This is a genomic window from Paenibacillus sp. J22P90, assembly GCF_059692195.1.
In genome coordinates this window covers 14245-32151 of sequence record NZ_JCAUAY010000010.1, presented here as the reverse complement: position 1 = coordinate 32151, position 17907 = coordinate 14245, and the positions used below count along the sequence as shown (strand labels likewise).

16 protein-coding genes are annotated in these 17907 nt (G+C 45.9%); 2 read left to right on the top strand and 14 right to left on the bottom strand.

The features are described 5' to 3' along the window. Positions 1-7: 7 nt before the first annotated feature. From AC58UX_RS26700 to AC58UX_RS26660, 9 genes are all read right to left on the bottom strand, one after another. The gene (locus AC58UX_RS26700) at positions 8-1822 is read right to left on the bottom strand and encodes a sensor histidine kinase (protein WP_497258388.1); all 1815 of its coding nucleotides are present in this window, start codon (positions 1820-1822) and stop codon (positions 8-10) included. A gap of 77 nt (positions 1823-1899) precedes the next feature. After that, positions 1900-3468, bottom strand: coding sequence for an extracellular solute-binding protein (locus AC58UX_RS26695; protein ID WP_497258386.1), 1569 nt, complete (start codon positions 3466-3468; stop codon positions 1900-1902). Between the two features lie 53 nt (positions 3469-3521). Continuing rightward, positions 3522-4388: a carbohydrate ABC transporter permease gene (locus AC58UX_RS26690; RefSeq protein WP_497258384.1), complete on the bottom strand. Its 867-nt coding sequence runs from the start codon at positions 4386-4388 to the stop codon at positions 3522-3524. A gap of 23 nt (positions 4389-4411) precedes the next feature. Further along, positions 4412-5386, bottom strand: a complete 975-nt coding sequence (locus AC58UX_RS26685) for an ABC transporter permease (protein ID WP_497258383.1) — start codon at positions 5384-5386, stop codon at positions 4412-4414. Positions 5387-5410: 24 nt separating this feature from the next. Beyond that, entirely contained in the window at positions 5411-6817 is a 1407-nt protein-coding gene (locus tag AC58UX_RS26680; RefSeq protein WP_497258382.1) for an FAD-dependent oxidoreductase, read from the bottom strand. A gap of 168 nt (positions 6818-6985) precedes the next feature. Further along, positions 6986-8257 carry a methyl-accepting chemotaxis protein gene (locus AC58UX_RS26675; RefSeq protein ID WP_497258381.1) on the bottom strand — a complete coding sequence of 424 codons (1272 nt, stop codon included), beginning with the start codon at positions 8255-8257 and terminating at the stop codon, positions 6986-6988. Positions 8258-8951: 694 nt separating this feature from the next. Further along, positions 8952-10064, bottom strand: coding sequence for a PAS domain-containing sensor histidine kinase (locus tag AC58UX_RS26670; RefSeq protein ID WP_497258380.1), 1113 nt, complete (start codon positions 10062-10064; stop codon positions 8952-8954). Then, positions 10057-10707 carry a response regulator gene (locus tag AC58UX_RS26665; protein ID WP_497258662.1) on the bottom strand — a complete coding sequence of 217 codons (651 nt, stop codon included), beginning with the start codon at positions 10705-10707 and terminating at the stop codon, positions 10057-10059. Before AC58UX_RS26665 ends, AC58UX_RS26670 begins: the two co-directional genes overlap by 8 nt. A gap of 269 nt (positions 10708-10976) precedes the next feature. Further along, positions 10977-11420, bottom strand: coding sequence for a GAF domain-containing protein (locus tag AC58UX_RS26660; protein ID WP_497258378.1), 444 nt, complete (start codon positions 11418-11420; stop codon positions 10977-10979). Between the two features lie 337 nt (positions 11421-11757). Here AC58UX_RS26660 and AC58UX_RS26655 point away from each other — a divergent pair, with 337 nt between their 5' ends. After that, the gene (locus tag AC58UX_RS26655) at positions 11758-12438 is read left to right on the top strand and encodes a Crp/Fnr family transcriptional regulator (protein ID WP_497258376.1); all 681 of its coding nucleotides are present in this window, start codon (positions 11758-11760) and stop codon (positions 12436-12438) included. A gap of 25 nt (positions 12439-12463) precedes the next feature. Here the strand turns inward: AC58UX_RS26655 and AC58UX_RS26650 are convergent, their stop codons facing one another. The 4 genes from AC58UX_RS26650 to AC58UX_RS26635 all read right to left on the bottom strand — a co-directional run bounded on the left by AC58UX_RS26650 (position 12464) and on the right by AC58UX_RS26635 (position 16155). Continuing rightward, positions 12464-12982, bottom strand: a complete 519-nt coding sequence (locus AC58UX_RS26650) for a hemerythrin domain-containing protein (RefSeq protein ID WP_497258374.1) — start codon at positions 12980-12982, stop codon at positions 12464-12466. Between the two features lie 35 nt (positions 12983-13017). Continuing rightward, the gene (mobA, locus tag AC58UX_RS26645; RefSeq protein WP_497258660.1) at positions 13018-13425 is read right to left on the bottom strand and encodes a molybdenum cofactor guanylyltransferase; all 408 of its coding nucleotides are present in this window, start codon (positions 13423-13425) and stop codon (positions 13018-13020) included. Positions 13426-13674: 249 nt separating this feature from the next. Continuing rightward, complete coding sequence (locus tag AC58UX_RS26640; protein ID WP_497258372.1) at positions 13675-14199, bottom strand: DoxX family membrane protein; 525 nt, start codon at positions 14197-14199, stop codon at positions 13675-13677. Positions 14200-14283: 84 nt separating this feature from the next. Further along, positions 14284-16155 (bottom strand): heparinase II/III family protein, encoded by a 1872-nt coding sequence (locus tag AC58UX_RS26635; RefSeq protein WP_497258370.1) that lies wholly within the window; start codon positions 16153-16155, stop codon positions 14284-14286. Between the two features lie 324 nt (positions 16156-16479). On the opposite strand from AC58UX_RS26635, the gene AC58UX_RS26630 reads away from it, so the two are divergent. After that, on the top strand, positions 16480-17211 hold the full coding sequence (locus AC58UX_RS26630) for an SDR family oxidoreductase (RefSeq protein WP_497258368.1): 732 nt from the start codon (positions 16480-16482) through the stop codon (positions 17209-17211). 2 nt (positions 17212-17213) lie between these two features. On the opposite strand, the gene AC58UX_RS26625 is transcribed toward AC58UX_RS26630, so the two are convergent. Next, complete coding sequence (locus tag AC58UX_RS26625; protein ID WP_497258366.1) at positions 17214-17891, bottom strand: N-acetylmuramoyl-L-alanine amidase family protein; 678 nt, start codon at positions 17889-17891, stop codon at positions 17214-17216. Between the last annotated feature and the right edge of the window lie 16 nt (positions 17892-17907).

Here is a 17907-nt window from a genome sequence, read left to right as displayed (position 1 = left end):
ATGCCTCCTACACCATTAATCGTTTCGGTACTCGAATGAAAACCTTCGTTCCTTGGCTCCATATGCTCTCTATCCACATGTCTGCCTCCTCCCCGTAGGTTAACTTCAAGCGGGCCTTTACATTGCGTAAACCAAAGAGATCGGCGAAGCTTAGCTCATCATTTATGATTAACGGCATATTTTGAACCGTCACCTGATTTAACTGCTCTTGGATATACTGCAGCCTCTCGGGTGGAATGCCAACGCCGTTATCACTCACTTCGATCTGTACGTCACCATCTTCCGTCAAATCACACTTTACATGGATATCCGACTTTCCTGATTTGCACTCTACCCCGTGGACAATCGCATTCTCCACAAGAGGCTGCAGCAGCAGCTTGACTAGCTTCAACTGTGAACATGCAGGATGCATAAAGACATGTACGTGCAGATTGTCATTAAACCGGATTTGCTGAACCTTCACATAGTAGAGCATATGCTCGAAAGTCTCTTCGATCGTGAAGCGATCCTTTTTCCCTTTTCCTAGACTGATACGCATAAATTTCGAGAGATTATAAACCATTTCTCCAATATCATCCACACCGCTGATGACTGCAGATGAATAGATAGAATCCAATGTATTGTATAAAAAATGCGGATTAATCTGGGCTTGCATGAGACGCAGCTCCGCCTGACTGGCACGAAGTTGCTGCTCATAAATGCCTTGGATCAAATGTCTTTGTTCGGCTGTCAGTAAATTAAACGAATCCATTAAAAAGCCAAATTCATCCTTACGTTTGTGATCAATAACTGTATCGAGCTGTCCTTGACGAAACTGCTTCATTCCCAAGATTAGCTTAGTGAGAGGCGAAGAAATACCGCTATAGACGAACCAGGAAATCCAGACAGCTACAATTGCGCTGATGAAAATGGTTAGCAACGTATTCCGCTGTACCTGCCGGGTCCAGGCGAAAATTTCCGCTTCCGGTTGAATCATTACCAAGGACCAATGAGAGACGACGGATGTTGTTTTGACAAGAAGCTGCCGTTCTCCTTCCATCTGCCTTTTCGTCCAAATCTGAGGATTCTCCTCTTCGAGATCGGTTGCATTTAGTGGGCTGCTGGATCCTGTTCCTACAATGTACCGCTTCTGACTATCATAGAGATGTACCTGCGCATTGCCTTTGGGAAGCAAATGTTCAATTAGCTTTTTAAGATAATCACTGCTTACCGTCATGAGCACGATATTTTGTTTACTCTGCGGATCGCTGAAATTCATCAAACGCAACAGATGAATGTTATTCTGATCGACATCGTTTCCGAAAATTGACCGAATATCCACCTGCTCTTCACCAGGCCGGACGATGACAATATTGCCGTTCGATTCTACCACCCTTCGAAGTAAAGGTATCTGCCCAATGTTATTAATCTTGCGATAAGCCCCATTGCTGATGAGAAATCCAGACGGTTGATGAAGCACGGCTGCCTGATTAATTGCTTTATTGACAGACGTCATGCTTGAAATTTGAGAAGACGCCTTCTGAAATTGCAAAATATCCGTAGCTGTTGGTACAGCAGCCCCTTCCTCGAACGTTCGAATTAAGTACGGATCTGTAGCAATGGATGTCGACATATCATAAAATCCCTGCATGATCAGATCGATGTATTCCAAGGACGATTCCATTCCGTTGATCGTGCGCTCAGCAAACTGTTCTTCCATATTTCGCTTTGACTGCACATTCGAGAGCAAGCTGACTGTAACCAAGGGCAGCAAAATAATTAAAAAGTAAACCGTCAACCGAACTTGCACCGATTGTTTGAATCTCCTGTACATCCATGTCATCACCAAGCACTCCTCTTCCTGTAAAAAAGAAAACAGGGAAGAGGGCGCATGTTCTGGCTGCGCGCTCTTCCTGAGCTCTACTTCTTCTTATTTGATTTGTACCATTCATTCACTTCTTTGGTAAGCTCTTCGCCGCCATCCTTCAAAAATTGCGCCGTAAACTTATCAAAGTCATCTAATGGGAGTGCGCCCATAATAATTTTGGTTAACGTCTCTTCTGTCAATTGGTTCAATTTGACCCCATATTTAGCAAGAGCAGGCGTTGGCGAGCCTGTATACTTATTCGCAATCACATTTTTATTAATGATATTAATATTTTCGTTCATCTTAAAATCAAGACCCGTTGCATCTAAGCGTTCGCCCTCCAGCTCAGCATCCCAAATGCTTCCAAAATCCACTAAAACATTGCGATAAATATGCTTCTCGTGGGCTGCAATATCAATGGTTAGTTTGCCGTCTTTGCGATTCCAAATGTTATGCTCCGGTAAGCCGAGTTTAAGAGCCTCCCAATTTTCTTTCTTCGTAATAAAGTTCAATAGCTTAATTGAGCTTTCCGCATTTGTGCTCTTGGCTGGAATAACCATGTAGGCGGCAACTGGATTCTTAGAGCCAACGCCGAATTTCCCTTCGGGACCGACTGGATACGGTAAAGAAATCCATTCTGCCTTCGGATCGCTCTTTTTGCTGCCAAGAATGACAGTAGGTTCCTTTGTGTCAAACCAAGTGGCCGAGAAAATGCCGACCTTGCCTGATACAATTTTTTCACCGATATTTTTCGGCTTATTTAAAGCCCATTCTTGATCAAGGATTTTTTGTTGATATAAATCTGCCATATACTTCAGCGCTTGCTTCGTTTCTGGAAGCACCAGAGCATTTACCAGCTGGCCATTGCGATCGACCCAGTTATTTACTTTAATCGCTTCGTTAGTCGCAATTGGTACGCCAAAAGCTCCAAAATAAGGGCCAGAACGAACCAACTTCTCGCCAATCAACATGCCAATTGTATCGGCCTTGCCGTTTCCGTCAGGATCCTGCTCGGTAAAGGCTTTCATCACTTTCGAATATTCATCCAACGTTTTCGGCGGTTTCAAGCCCAGTTTATCCAGCCAATCCTTGCGAACATACATGATTTCATCACCAAGCTTGGTAGACACACTTGGGAGCGCATAAATTTTCCCATCAAAAGTTACCCGATCCCATATTTCCGCAGGAATACTTTTCTTAATATCCGGGGCGAATTTATCGATTAAATCGTTTAATGGTAAGATCGCTTTTTGTTTAGCCAGGTTGGAGACCCAGCTGACATCCCGTGAGTGAATGAGGTCGTATTGCTCGCCGGATGCAAGAAGTACATTCAATTTATCTTGATAGCCATCAGCTGCCAACTCGTTGAGCTTCAGGTTAAACCCGCTCTTTTCACGAATATATTTGATGTAATCGTTGTTATTGGCATCCGTTCCTTCCAAATACTTACGCCCATTGTTATTAACGACAAAATTAAGATTAACGGGCGGCTTCTTTGCCTCGGCCGTGCTGACACTGTCTGATCCCGCTGACTTCTCTCCTTGCGCACACCCAGATGCCAATCCAACCAGCAGCAGTGATGCGACGGTTACAGATACACTTTTCAATAGTTTGTTGTTCATATTGTAGCCTCCTCTAATAGTATAAAATGTGAAAGCCTTTTCATCCATAGAAATTATCCTTTTACGGAACCGATCATAATGCCCTTAACAAAATAACGTTGTAAGAACGGATAGACCAGTACAATGGGTAACGTACTAACGATCAGAGCTGCTGCCTTTAAAGACTCGATTGCTGCCGAATCCTTCTCCAGCGCTCGCGTCTCCAGATTCGTTTCATTGGAGAGAATCAAATCTCTCAAGTACATTTGCAATGGATGCAAATCACGTCCATTTAGATAAAGCACTGCATCGAAGAATGCATTCCAATGCGACACCCCGTGGAACAGCGCTATGGTCGCAATCACCGGCATAGATAGGGGAATTATGATTTTGAAAAAGATCCCCGTGTTGCTGCATCCGTCCATTCTAGCGGATTCCTCCAACTCGATGGGCACGCTTTGAAAGAAGCTGCGCATAATAATGACATTAAAAGCGCTAATCGCTCCGGGGATGATCAAGGCCCAAAATGAATTGATGAGGCCTACGCCTTTCACAACCAAATAAGTAGGAATGAGTCCTCCAGAGAACAGCATCGTGAACACAATCATGAATTGAATCCACTGACGTCCTAAAATGTAGGGCCTCGATAAAGGATAGGCTAGCAGACTTGTCAGACCCACACTGAGTATCGTTCCAAGCAGTGTCCGGTAGACACTGATACGAAAGGCATTACTAAAAGCCGTATCTTTAAAAACATTTTTATACGCATCGATATTCCAGCCTACAGGCCAGAAGCCAACGCTTCCTGTGATGACTGCTTGTTGACTGCTGAACGATTGGGCCACAATATGAACGAAAGGCGCTAATGCAAGCAATGAAAACAAAGCTAAGACCGAATAGTTGGTCGCTGAAAACCATTTTTCCCCTCTGGAGCCTAACATCCTATGAACACCTCCTTCCGCTGTTAGTACAAGCCGTCTTGTCCGAACTTCTTAACTAGTTTGTTGGCAACAAGTACAAATATGAGACTGACTACCGACTTAAATAGTCCTATTGCCGTGGTATAGCTGAATTCGGCTTGTGCAATGCCAGTTCGGTACACATAGGTCTCAAATACGTCCGCCACTTCATAAACCAGGGAATTGTATAGAATAAAGATTTGTTCGAATCCTACGTCAAGTACATGACCTAATCGCAGTAAGAACAATATGATAATCGTGCTCGTAAGCGAAGGCAGGGTAATATGCCAAAGTTGCTTCCACTTGTTTGCACCGTCCACAACAGCGGCCTCATACAATTGCGGATCGATCGAGGCTAATGCTGCCAAATAAATAATCGCTCCCCAGCCCACATCTTTCCAAATATCGCTCGCTACCAATACAGTACGAAACCAATCAGGATCAGCCAGGAAAAAGATCGGTTCAAATCCCATGAATACCAGCAGCTTGTTGATCGTGCCGCTTGTCGGCGATAAGAGGGTAATCAGGATACCTCCCAAAATGACCCAAGATAGAAAATGAGGCAAATAAGCCAAGGTCTGTACGGTTCGTTTGAAAAATACATGTTTGATTTCATTGAGCAGCAGGGCCAACACAATGGGTCCCGGGAATCCCCAAAGAATTTTATAGAAGCTGATCAATAACGTATTTCGAAAAATCGTAAAGAACTGCGGGTCTGTAAACATGTTGCGAAAGTGCTCCAGCCCGACCCAATCGCTTCCAGTAAACCCGGCAAAAACGCTGAAATCCTGAAAAGCAATAACAATTCCGGCCATTGGTACATACTTAAAAACAATAAAATAAATAATGCCAGGGATCATGAGCAGATATAAATCCCAATAGGAACGAAAATTTGCCAAGTAGCCACGGCGTATTTGGGATTTCTCTGCTTTCTGTGCTGTCTTTGCTCTTGCTTTTACAGTTACTGTATTGGATTGCATGCTCCACATCTCCTTGCTGTCAGTTTAGAGCACCAGGTAAGCGCCTTGTTTAATCAGCTCCTGCTGCAGCTCCTGCACATTGATTTCCGCAGCCTTTAGCCCGCGTTTGGCCGACATCATCGCTGCGATTCCTCCAGCATGTCCTATGGCGCCCATAGTCGGCGTCGTTCGGATGGCCGCATGCGCCTCGAAGGTGGCGGAGATACAGCGCCCTACGGTAATCAGGTTGCTTACCTTGTCATTGACAAGGCAACGGTAGGGGATGCTGTACATGTCTCCCCATTTCAAACGAAGATTGTTTTCCTCGGCATTTTTGCCATCTGGAGAATGAATATCAATCGGGTAGCCTGAATGGGCAATCACATCCGAAAAGGTTCTGCAGCTTAACACATCCAGATGATTAAGTGTGTACAGTCCTTCAATCTGGCGTGTTCCGCGAACCCCTACGCTTGGACCGGAATAGGCGGCTACCGCCTTACTAAAGCCGGGAACCCGGGTTTTTAGTGCTTTTTCAATCTGGCGAATTTGTTTTCTTCCTTCGGTTTCCGCTTCACTCAAGCTCATCGGATCCGTACCATCCTTGCCATGAATACGAGAAGTATTGATGATGACTTCTCCTGGATTGTTCGTTTCAAAGAAGAGGAAATTGCCTCTTTGGAATGTTATTTCGCCTTCCAGCAGCGCGTCGGCGAATATTTTCAAAAATCCGCTAATCGATAACCTCGACGAACGATCAATGATCCCAATGTCTCCCGCCAATTTCGGAAAATCCTCTGGATGTTCTCTGATGTAGCCTTTCACTTCATCCATATCGACGTTGTACATTTTTAAATTCATCGTCATAGGCTGGCATAAACCGTCAGATTCTCGCCCTTTCGTATACGCAACGCCTGCCCACACGGACAAATCGGCATCGCCGGAAGCGTCGACATAACATTTAGCTTTAAGTGCGGATAACCCCGCTTTATTGCAGACAATAATTTGTTGTATGCTACCATCGTTGCAGTCCACACTGGCTAGCATTGTATGATACAAGACTTGCCCACCGCTCTCGATTAACATCAACTCCAATTCATGCTTCATGGCTTCCGCATCAAATGGCGTTACGGTATAGGTGTATCCTGTCGTGTCAAAGATATGGCCGGTTGACTTCCCTTGCCGTTTTAACCGTTCGATCAACTCATCGGTAACCCCTTGGATCGCTTGTACATCACCAGCATGAAAGGTCATCATCGGACCTACACCAGAGGCGGTCAACGTGCCCCCAAGGAATCCATTTTGTTCAACAAGCAGCACATCTCCGCCATACCTGGCAGCAGCTATTGCGGCTATAGCTCCGGAAACGCCTCCCCCGACAACGATAACATCATATTCCTTTGCCGCTTCTTGGACCTTAACCTGAAACATATGAATTCTTCCCTTCTGACTCATTTGCTGATCTCCTTATTACTATAAAATATGGCGTTTCCGATGAGTATATAGGCACCATGACTTCTTATAGTTCATTTATGACCTATCCGCTTTTTATCGAATTAAACTGCAGCACATAAAAAAAGACTGTATGCACACTTCCTCGTGTGATTACAGTCTTGGATTTCTTTATATTTGAAAAATATTAATTTTGGATTTCAGTTGATCTGCCTGACATCGCAGCATTTCCGAGGAGGCAGAGAGCTCTTCCATAACGGCCATCTGTTCCTGAACAGACGTAGAAACTTGTTTCGTTTCCTTGGAAATCTGAGTAGCAATCTCGGCCACTTCGTTCGTTTGAATTAAGGCACTTTCAATCTTCTGAATCTGATCTGTCACACAGGCTGCAATCGTTTCAACCGTATGTACGGTATCCAATACAGCTCGGTTAATCTGATTCAGAGCTTTCTTGCCTTCCTCACCCTTGCCAACTTCACGGCTTGCGAGTTGTTCTTGATCGGTTATTTTCTCTACAACGCCCGCTACATCCAATTCAATCCGTGTCGTCAACTGGTTAATGTCTTTCACCGCTTTGGCGCTTTGTTCCGCCAGCTTCCGAATCTCGCCCGCTACGATCATGAAACCTGCACCGTGCTCCCCTGCTCTTGCTGCTTCAATGGAAGCATTTAAGGCAAGGAGATGCGTTTGCTCTGCAATATCTCCAACAACCCGCGTGATATGTCCGATTTCCTTCGCATTATCGTGTAACTCCCTGACGAAGCCAATGGATTCCAGATTGGAATTAGCCAGGTTCAGCAGACCCTGTACGAGCGAACGCACGATAACCTCGCTTTCCTTAATGGTTCTCAATGTTTCCTGAGAAATCGTCTGCGAATCTCCGGCTTTCGTCCCGATTTCATCCGCAGCTTGTTTAATCTGCTCGACCGCAGTTAACGTTCCTTGCGTAGATGCAGCTTGCTCCGATACACCGTTTGAAATCATTTCAACAACGCCGGCTGTGAGTTCAATCTGTTTGGCAGCCTGATCCATCCCGCTTCTTAAGATACCTGCATGGCTGTCCGTAAACGAAACACTAGCCGATATGTCCGTAATCATTTGCCGCAAATTGCCAATCATGGTCTCAAAAGATACACTAAGCAAGCGAATTTCATCATTCGAATGGTAAGCTGGAATTTCTACCTGCAAGTTGCCGGTAGCGGCTTCGTTAGCAGCATCAGTCAATCGGAGCAGTGGTTTTGTAAACCAGGTAGCGCCGAACCATCCCAATAAACCTGTCCAAAAAATGCCCAACAACATAATGATGGAGAGATATAACCATTCGGCCATGCTTGGGGCAATGATATTTTTTAAATAGAAAATAAAAAATGCGCTGCTGCCATACGTGACGATAGATACGATAACGATACCGATGACAATTTTTTTGACTAAACTCAAATTCATGATTGAGCACCACTAGTCCCTGACTTGTCATCGAATTCATAGCCCACTATCTTTTCTCTAACTATCGTAACTTTGCCCGATTTATTTATGAGGGTCGTTTTGACATCACCTATTTTGCAATCCCCACAGATCCAACTGTCGCCTAGCTTTCTTGACCCATTCGTCTTTCCACACTGTTCGCATGTAATCATGTATCTTCAGCTCCTCACCGTTTATCTATACTGTACTGCTTTTTTTAAAAGTTCTCTGTGACATATGTCACAGGCCTGCGGTAGTATGAGAAAACCTCTATCGAGGCCATTCAGGGATGAGCGACCGCGTTTAGAGGTAGGTTTTATCGCCAATAAGAAAGCGGTTTTCGGGAACCGAAAACTTATTCTTTCTTATGTGGTAAATAAACGGCTACGCCGTCCTTCAAGAACGAGAGCGTTAGTCCGATTTAGCCGAACTAATTCCACTCTCTGCAGCAACAATGGTCAATTAGTTCGATTTAGCCCACCTAAATCTCCCCTACCGACCTCTTCCCGCGAAAAGTGGGCATTTAGTTCGGTAGAATTCGACTAAACATGCCTTTCCGAACGAAATCCCCAATTTAGTTCGGCAATTCCCGACTAAATTGGGGATTTCTAAACAGTTTGCAAGAGAGCTGGGAGTGCGAGGGAATGTCAGCCGAGGGGGATGAAGTAACGTTGACCTATTTCACGGGAACCATCAATGTCACTGTCGTCCCTGCGCCAATTACTGAGTCGATCGTGAGTTTGCCGCCAATACTTTTTGCTCGCTCTTCCATGCTAAAAAGGCCTACCCCTTTGGCACTGCTATTTCTGGCAAAGCCTTTCCCACTGTCCGCTATTCGAACCTCGACAACGCCATTCATCTCTTTAACGTCAACGCTTGCCTCGGATACGCCGGCGTACTTGGCAATATTCGTAAGCGCCTCTTGGATCACGCGATAGATGGTGGTTTCCTCCAGTGCTCCGAGCCGTCTACGTAACTGACTATTCAGCTCTACCCGTATGCCATGGTGATCCGTGAAATTCTCCATATACGTACGAATCGCAGGTATAACGCCTAGATCGTCCAAAACAGAAGGACGTATTTGCCAAGCGAGGCTTCGCACCTCTTCGATGATCCCTGTCACATTGTGCCGAAGCCGCGTCAGCTCCGACTGATCGGTTTCTCCCTCGCCAATCAAGCGATCCATCTGGATCAACAAGGAAAACAAACTTTGACCGATCCCATCATGCAGCTCACGGGAAAACTTTCTCCGTTCTTCCTCTTGAATTTGCAACACCTGCGACATCATCAGTTGGAGCTCTTCTTCCACCCGCTTTAGCTGCGTGACTTCATTGCGAATAGCTAGGTATTGGTGGGTTTGGCCCTGGTTATCGATAAATGGCACGATGGTTGTGTCTACCCAATAAAAGCTGCCGTCTTTGGCTTTATTTTTAATTTCGCCACGCCATACTTTCCCGGAAGAAATCGTTCGCCAGAGGTCGGCCATGAAATCTTTTCCATGATAACCGGAATTAATAATCCGATGGTCTAAACCGAGAAGCTCACTGCGCGCATACTTGGAAATTTCGCAAAATTTATCATTCACATATTGAATTTTCCCTTTATGGTCCGTAACCGCTACGATCGAGGATTCATCGAGGGCAAATTTTATATTGGCTAATTGTTTAAGCGACTGCCTCAAATCCTGTTGAAACAACGAGTCCGTGATATGCTCATCAAGACGACTTAGCAAGTCCGTTACATTTTCGCCGATGACTTCCGGATATTCCCGGTCCAAATCCTTACTCAAAGTTCAACAGCCCTTTCTTCGCCGCATATTTCACTAACTCTGGTCTTGTCTTCAGGCCTAGCTTCTCCATGACGTTGCTTTTATGGGATTCCACGGTTTTGACGCTGATGATCAATTGTTCCGCGATTTCTTTATTGGAGAACCCCTTAGCGATTAAAGCAAGAACCTCCCGTTCACGTTCGGAAAGTGATTCAAAGGTGTCGACATTTTCGCCTTGGTTCAACCGTTCGATATATTCCTTCATGAGCCGCTTCGTCGCTGTCGGATATAGATAGGCATTCCCCGCTGCAACAGAGCGGATCGCTGTCAGTAACTCTTCGTGCGGTGCACTTTTTAAAATGTAACCCGAAGCGCCTACGTGAATGGCTCTAAATAAATATTCATCATCATCATGCATCGTTAATATGAGAATAGCCAAGTCGGGCATTAACCGCCGCAGCTCCGTCGTCGCAGTCAACCCATCCATACCAGCAGGCATGTTCAGGTCCATCAAGACCACATCCGGCTTCAGCAGTTGAGCCGCCTGAATCCCCTCTTCACCGTCAGCAGCTTCCCCGATGACTTCCATACCATGCTTGCCATGGAGCAGCATCATTAAACCGGATCTCACTACGGCGTGATCATCTACAACAAGAATTTTCAGCGTACTCTACCCCCTTATAGTCTCATCATAACAAAATAAATGGATCCCTGTAAGGGAGCGGTGGCTTCGGCGGGCTGTAAGTCGATTTTATCGACTTACGCGGGTGCGACAGCTGCTTCGGCAGGCTGTTAGTCGATTTTATCGACTTACGCAGGCGCGACGGCCGCTTCAGCGAGCTGTTAGTCGATTTTATCGACTTACGCGAGCGTGACGGCCGCTTCAGCGAGCTGTTAGTCGATTTTATCGACTAACGCATGTACCTCAGCGCCCTACACCCCGAAAAGATACGCCGCCAACGTGTCGAGGTTATATTGAACCGCCAACAATTCGTCGTGTTCAAATCTGGTTTGTTCACGTTTGCCGATGAAGAGCAAACCCTTGATCTGCGAGCTAGCGACAGGCATGAGTGGAAATACGGCTGCCGTCTGCAATTGCTCGGCGAGCATGAGCGGGCAATTAAGCCTTTCTTCATGACGCTGAGGATGGGTATCATCGAGCTTAACCCAGCGGCCTAAACGCAGAGCAGTGCCAGCTAATCCCTGGCCTTTTTGGATCACCATTTGTTGATATCGATCATTGCTGCTGCCGATTACATATGTCCAACGATTGCGGCCAGCATGCTCTTCGAGAAGGGCAAGTGCCATGAAATCGCATGACGTCAAGCTTCGCAATCGTTCTAGCTTTGCTAACATGGTTACCTCGTCTATCGCCATTTAGGCCACCTCCGTTTCGAAACAACAATGCAGAATCGCCTTACTTATTATTGTGGATATTTCCTTATTTTCATTGTTGATGTTTCCTTATTTCATTGTTGATATTTCCTTATTTTCATTGTGGATGTTTCCTTACTTTTATTGTAAATGCTTCTATCCGTCTTGTAAGTCAGGGAAAACCCTGATTTCCCTATCAGGAAAACAGGATTCAACCTGTGATTTTCCTCACAGAAGATGGGGAATATTTCCCTCAAAGATCAGTAGAACCCCCGATAACGAAAATACATCAAAAACGTTATGATGAGGATAATAACGAACCATCGAGGAGTTGACAGGTATGATGAATTTCTTTTCTGAAGAAAATTTCGCAAAACTGCAAGGCATCATGTATCGGAAACACGCTGCCAAGGGAGATTTCTTGTTCAGGGAAGGCGATCTCGCGGATCGCATGTATTACGTCATCCACGGCGGCGTGCGGATTACCAAGCTATCTGAAACGGGTAAAAACTTTATACTGTATCTGCATCAAACAGGTGATTTATTCGGTCAAATCGATCCTTTTCAAAACTCTTTGCAGAGCTTCAGCGCCGAAGTCACAGAGGATTGTGAATTCGGTGTGATTCAGCGAAAAGACCTCGAAGTCCTGCTATGGCAGCACGGAGACCTCGCCATTGAATTTATGAAATGGATGGGGCTTATGCACCGCATGACAGAAACGAAATTTCGCGATTTAATGATGTACGGCAAGCCCGGGGCGCTCTGTTCATTATTAATACGGTTAAGTAATTCGTACGGTGTACCCAAAGGTGAACATATCCACATTAACTATAAAATTAACAATTCCGAAATGGCGGATATGATCGGGGCAACGCGGGAAAGCGTCAATCGCATGTTAAGTGATATGAAGAAGGAAGATGCCGTTGAGTACGATCATGGTCAAATTGTCATTAAAAATGTGACGTACCTCCGCGAGATCTGCCACTGCGAGAATTGCCCCGTAGAAATTTGCCGCATGTAAGTTCAGTCGGTAACTCGATCAAGTTTTATGAAAAAAAGGATTCTAAATCTGTCAGCACTTTCTCAGTTAATGGAAAAACAAGCTGTTCCTCCATGGTCAAATGGTCATTAAGTATTAGGCATGCCTGCACCAGATGACCTGCGGCTTCCGTTAATTTCTTTTTGCCTGCCAGCAGGGGGACCACCTTACTCACTTCTAGAAAGGATTGGATAAATGACACACCCAATTCGTGATCCTTTTCCAATACCCAAAATGAGGGCAAGATCGAGGGTACAGATTCACGATGAAAGTACCCTGACAGGAACGGAAACAAATCATGCTTTTCCCATTCTGAGTGTCGTTTTAGCGCCTTTACAAATAACGAAGTCTGGTTTCTGAGGTCTCGAACCAACTCCATGCCCTCCACAGGGTTATCCAAAAGAATGACTTCCTTAGCCCCCGCTTCCATGATCCGGAGGATGCTCCTCAATTCTTCATGCTCTGCCCTTAACCGATCTGCCGCATATTCAAGCTCCACTGGGTTTAAAGATGCAATTCCTGCCATATACAGCCCCTCCTCTTCGTCTTGAGAACACACTTCTACTGGACATTCATGCGCTCCAAGGCCTGATAGTCCTCCATAGTTTTGATCTGAGAATCGAACCTCAAATCAATACCATTTTCAACCAGAAACCGATCCCCTACCTCACTCCAAAAAACACGCTGCATCAGGGCTGAAACCGAGCTTTGCCCTTGCTGTAAGAGAAGTCCGATGTGGGACGCGCAGGCTCGATCATAAATACCGTGCAAATGATGCAGCTGGCTATCCACCCTAGGGACAACCGCTTCGAATCCATCCCGCTTTCTATCCAGTAACAATTGAGCCGCTGAGCTGGATATGAAGGGCATGTCACACCCGACGATCCAGACGGAAGCGTGTTTTGCAAGCGATAATGCGGCATGCATGCCTCCAAGCAACCCGTATCCCATGAAAAAATCCGTAATAATCCGAACAGAACGCTCGACTGGCCTTCAGTTCTCCGTTCATTCGACGGTTTGCTCCACCAGCCAAAATAACTCCAGAAAGCATACCCATCACTTCTCCTTTTTCTATCTCTGTACATGTTACTTTAGTCCAAAAATGTTCAACTGTATGTGAAAAATGTCACACCTCCCAGAACTCCAATAATAAAAAAAAACCTGTTCTTCCTCTCAGCGACGGAGAAAAGAATAGGTTTATCAATGATTTAGACCTCATCATCTAAGTTTTGTTTTCAAATGACATACCTCTAAGAGCTTATCGAACCCTCTATGCAGGTAAGGAAGAATCAAATGGTCCACACCAAATTTTCCGGCATTAGCTCCAGCTACTAAAATCATGAATCCGAAGAGCACTAGCCATGGATTCGTGCTAACCGTGCCTGCAAACATATACATGAAATTCATCAGTAAGCCGAAGAACACAGCCGCCGTCGTCAATGCCCCGAGCAGTAGCCCCACCCCAACTAAGAGCTCCCCCCAAGGAACCAGAACATTAAACCAGCCTACATGCGGAAGTGCGATATTTTTTAAAAAGGCTACATAATTCGCATATAGCGGATCCGTCGTCCCGCTTTCGAGAACAGGCTTAGCAATGGCTCCTGTTAGATAGCCTGTAGCGTCGAACGCTTTGTCACCTGTGATTTTATGCCATCCCGCTATCATCCATTCCCAACCCACATACAAACGAATGATTGTCAAAAGTATTGCTGCGTAATTATTTTCTCTTACCCATTTCATCATTTCAACCATCTCCTTCGTCCTTTATGATTTCATTATAGGTCGAAGAAAATGGTGTGTATGTGAGATAAGTCACTCTGATTGGAATTATTTGCCCAAAATATCAAGCTGTTCAAATTGAAACGCGAATTGCAACCTTCGCTCCACATCGTCCGTTACGCGCACCCTCATATCCAACGCATAGAATAGCTTTTCTTGGCCAAAATGATTCAAGGAAGGCAGCGGCTCCACGACCGGCTCCATCAACGCTTCGTCATAGTTCAATACAAGTTTGAATGCAGCGCCCACAAGCTCGACCCGACCAGCTCCCGCAACCACAGGCTTCACCTGGCAAATGAAACGCTCGGTTAACGCAGCGCCAGCTCGTTCTGAGAACACATATTGATCCTCCAGCTCCAACCTAGGCAGTCCGTCGTTTTTTCGCCAAGTCCAGCTTCGCTCCAGCTTTAGCAGTCCCGGGATATCATAGGCATCCTGCAGCTCTACGACGAACCGGTCATAGTCGGCAGTAATCTCGGCCTGTCGTACGGTTGCTCTGTAAGCTGCACCAGCCTGTTGGCTAACGCCATCTATAATAGGGACAGAATGCCCCAGCGCACTGTTGCAAATGAAGGAATACCTCGTAGGTGGTGCGAAGTACGGCTTCGTATATAACCCAGCTCCGATATCAGCAAGGAACGTCTCTTGCCCAGCTAGGACGATGAAATGCCCAACATCATTATGATTATGGGGCTCATCATTGTAACCACCTTTGGCGGCAAAGCTGAACTTCCCAACCTTCTTCTCGACCCGCGACACCATCCACTGCGCATCCGCCAGATATATCGAATCCTCCTTCCATCCTTCCCCCTGCGTCCTCGGCTCGTACCAAATCAAATTGCGAAACGCAGGTGCCCATCGGCCGCAATGATCGGAAACCGCCTTATCCTGAAACGTATATTCGGGGAGCTGCACTTCCGGAAACCTCCGTGCCATTTCATGGGTCAGCCCGATGTACACATCCCATTCCTCGGGCGAATCGGAAAAATTAACGATCTTGCGACCGTGAAGGAAGCAGTTCTGCTGAAATAAGGCTACCTGCTTCACCTTAGGATCAGCGAGTAAATCTATTGCCCCGTTGGTTCTCCGGGAGAGAAGCTCTGCGAAATACGTATAGAAACCGAATCCATATCCCCAATACATATATCCTTCCAAGCAGGCTCCGTCTTCTCCATAGCCTTCTAGGAATAAATTGACCGTCGGCAGCGCTTTGTCCAATACGAGAGCCAATTCCTGCTTATCCTCTATTAAGTAGATGGCTGCTGCACCGATCGAACCGGCACACACCGCCGCCCAGTTATTGCGCACATGCTCCCAGAAGTAATCGTTCACTAGAAAAGGTGCAAACACGCGGCGGTAAACTTCTCTCTTTACACGATCGCGTACGGTCTCCGGCCAACTATGCCCCGTCAGCATCATCACCTCAGCGAGTGCGAAAGCAGTCTCCGCAACGAACAGCTCAATCCCGATTCCCGGATCCGGCACATATTGCTCATGTACGGAGTATCCCTCCGCTCTGAGTCCAGGCGGGCTGTCAAAACTGACCGGCACGCACCAGGAAAATTCTCCGCAAATGGCCCACACCGTGTCCAAAAGTCCGTCTAGGTAATCGGAGCGTTCAGGCATTAGCCAGCTCAACAAGCCAAATGTCGTCAGTCGTTGTCTCCTGGAGAAATAGACGGGCTCATATGTTTTGCGAAAGCCATCCTCCCAAACACGGCGGAATAGCGTCCATGGCAATTCAGTAATAGGCTGACTGAGAAATCGTTCTCCATCCGCAGCCAATCGTTCAAGAATCGGCTGGAATTCGGGCTCAGACATAATTCGACTACGTACGGCTTCCCGATCTTTCCGAAAGAGCCAATTGCCGATTCCGGGGCTGCCATCAGCCAACTGCTCGTATATTGAGGGGTGAATCATAGTCTCCAATACCTCCCTTTTTAGTAAAAAACGGTATTCACCCTCAAGTATAGTGCAGTAGTTAGAATCCCTCTATCGGGGGACGTGACACGATTATTGTTTTTATGACTTCTCTAGATTTAGCTTGAAATCACTGTTTCAAACGAGAGGGCTCAAACAGAGCCTGTTCTATTCGCATCGCGATCCTGAAATGGTGAAATGGCTAGGTAACCGTAAGCTTGATATTTAAATATGACTTTGTACCATATATTCCTTCCATTTGATCATAGCTCTCTTTGCACATTTGAACTAGAATGTAATCAAATTAGCAAAGGAGCTTCTGCTATGAAAATAAATCAATGGGCCCTGGTCACAGGGGCAGACCGCGGACTTGGCCTCGCCTTGGTCAAAGGACTGCTGACGCAAGGCTATTACGTCTGGGCAGGACAATATGCACAAGAATGTCATGCGCTAAAGGAGCTGGCGCTCTCCTACGGCAAGCGGCTGCGCCCGATTCGTTTGGACATATCTGACGAGAACAGTGTGCAGGAAGCGTTGCTTACGGTCGCGGCGGAGACTGAACAATTGGATTTGCTCATTAATAATGGTGCCATCCTAGGGAACATCACTACCACCGTTCAGGATCAGTTGGATTTTGAAGACATGGAGCGCGTATACCGCGTAAACACACTAGGCGCTTTGCGGATGACGAATGGGCTGATTGATCTTATTTTAAAAAGCAAAGATAAGCTCATCGTTAACATTTCGTCCGAGGCCGGCAGCATCGGAGCCAGCCAGCGAACTGGCTGGTTTGCTTACTGCATGTCCAAGGCTGCACTTAACATGCAATCCCAGCTCATTCATAATCAGATTTCGCCGCAAGGCGGCAAAGTAGTCGTCCTGCATCCAGGGCATGTCCAATCTTATATGCAGGGCAAGCTGGATTCATCCGGCAAATTGACCCCCGAGCAGTCTGCACAGCATATTCTCAACCTCATCGAGCAGCGGCTAGCCCCTGATTGGCCCCACCAAAAGCTATCTCTGATCGATTACCAAGGGGATCAGTTGCTGTGGTAAGTCTATTGCAAAAAAGCAATAATCCCATCAGTAACTGCTGTCGCTGCTTTATCTTGAAAAGCTTGCGTTTGAATTCTTTGTTCATCCTCACGATTGGATAAATAACCTAGCTCAAGTAAAAGGGAAGGGCTATTGTTTTCCCTAAGTACATGGTAGTCACCCTGAGCAACTCCTCGATCTTTTGTTTCTATTTTTTGCTTGAATAGCTGCTCGTGTATCATCTTGGCTACCTGCTTATCTTCCGATTTGTTGTAATAGGTTGTTATGCCTGTTACATCATGGCTTGTAAACGCATCAAAGTGAATACTAATAAACAAATCTGCTGAATGAATGTCGGTAAATTCAACCCGCTCTGGTAAAGCTAGAAATTCATCTTTATCACGTGTCAAAACGACATTAGCTCCCGTTTTCTCTACTAACTCTCGTTTGATACGAAGAGCTGTTTGGAGCGTAATGTCTTTCTCCAAAACGCCTGTCTGACCCGTAGCACCCACATCTTTACCACCATGTCCAGCATCAATGACAATCGTTTTCCCATCTAAAATGCGACTTTCTTTCTGCATAGCTTCGCTATTCACACTTTCATTTTTAATAATACTATTGGCTTGTACATTGAATGCATATAAGGCCGAAACAAATACCAGGATCGTAGATAAGGCCAGCAGTATATTCCTTTTCATGACACAATTCTCCTCT

Coding starts and splice junctions, on each gene's coding strand:
- AC58UX_RS26700 (WP_497258388.1), bottom strand. CDS start 1,822: ATGACATGGATGTACAGGAGATTCAAACAATCGGTGCAAGTTCGGTTG.
- AC58UX_RS26695 (WP_497258386.1), bottom strand. CDS start 3,468: ATGAACAACAAACTATTGAAAAGTGTATCTGTAACCGTCGCATCACTG.
- AC58UX_RS26690 (WP_497258384.1), bottom strand. CDS start 4,388: ATGTTAGGCTCCAGAGGGGAAAAATGGTTTTCAGCGACCAACTATTCG.
- AC58UX_RS26685 (WP_497258383.1), bottom strand. CDS start 5,386: ATGCAATCCAATACAGTAACTGTAAAAGCAAGAGCAAAGACAGCACAG.
- AC58UX_RS26680 (WP_497258382.1), bottom strand. CDS start 6,817: ATGAGTCAGAAGGGAAGAATTCATATGTTTCAGGTTAAGGTCCAAGAA.
- AC58UX_RS26675 (WP_497258381.1), bottom strand. CDS start 8,257: ATGAATTTGAGTTTAGTCAAAAAAATTGTCATCGGTATCGTTATCGTA.
- AC58UX_RS26660 (WP_497258378.1), bottom strand. CDS start 11,420: ATGGCGATAGACGAGGTAACCATGTTAGCAAAGCTAGAACGATTGCGA.
- AC58UX_RS26655 (WP_497258376.1), top strand. CDS start 11,758: ATGATGAATTTCTTTTCTGAAGAAAATTTCGCAAAACTGCAAGGCATC.
- AC58UX_RS26650 (WP_497258374.1), bottom strand. CDS start 12,982: ATGGCAGGAATTGCATCTTTAAACCCAGTGGAGCTTGAATATGCGGCA.
- AC58UX_RS26640 (WP_497258372.1), bottom strand. CDS start 14,199: ATGATGAAATGGGTAAGAGAAAATAATTACGCAGCAATACTTTTGACA.
- AC58UX_RS26635 (WP_497258370.1), bottom strand. CDS start 16,155: ATGATTCACCCCTCAATATACGAGCAGTTGGCTGATGGCAGCCCCGGA.
- AC58UX_RS26630 (WP_497258368.1), top strand. CDS start 16,480: ATGAAAATAAATCAATGGGCCCTGGTCACAGGGGCAGACCGCGGACTT.
- AC58UX_RS26625 (WP_497258366.1), bottom strand. CDS start 17,891: ATGAAAAGGAATATACTGCTGGCCTTATCTACGATCCTGGTATTTGTT.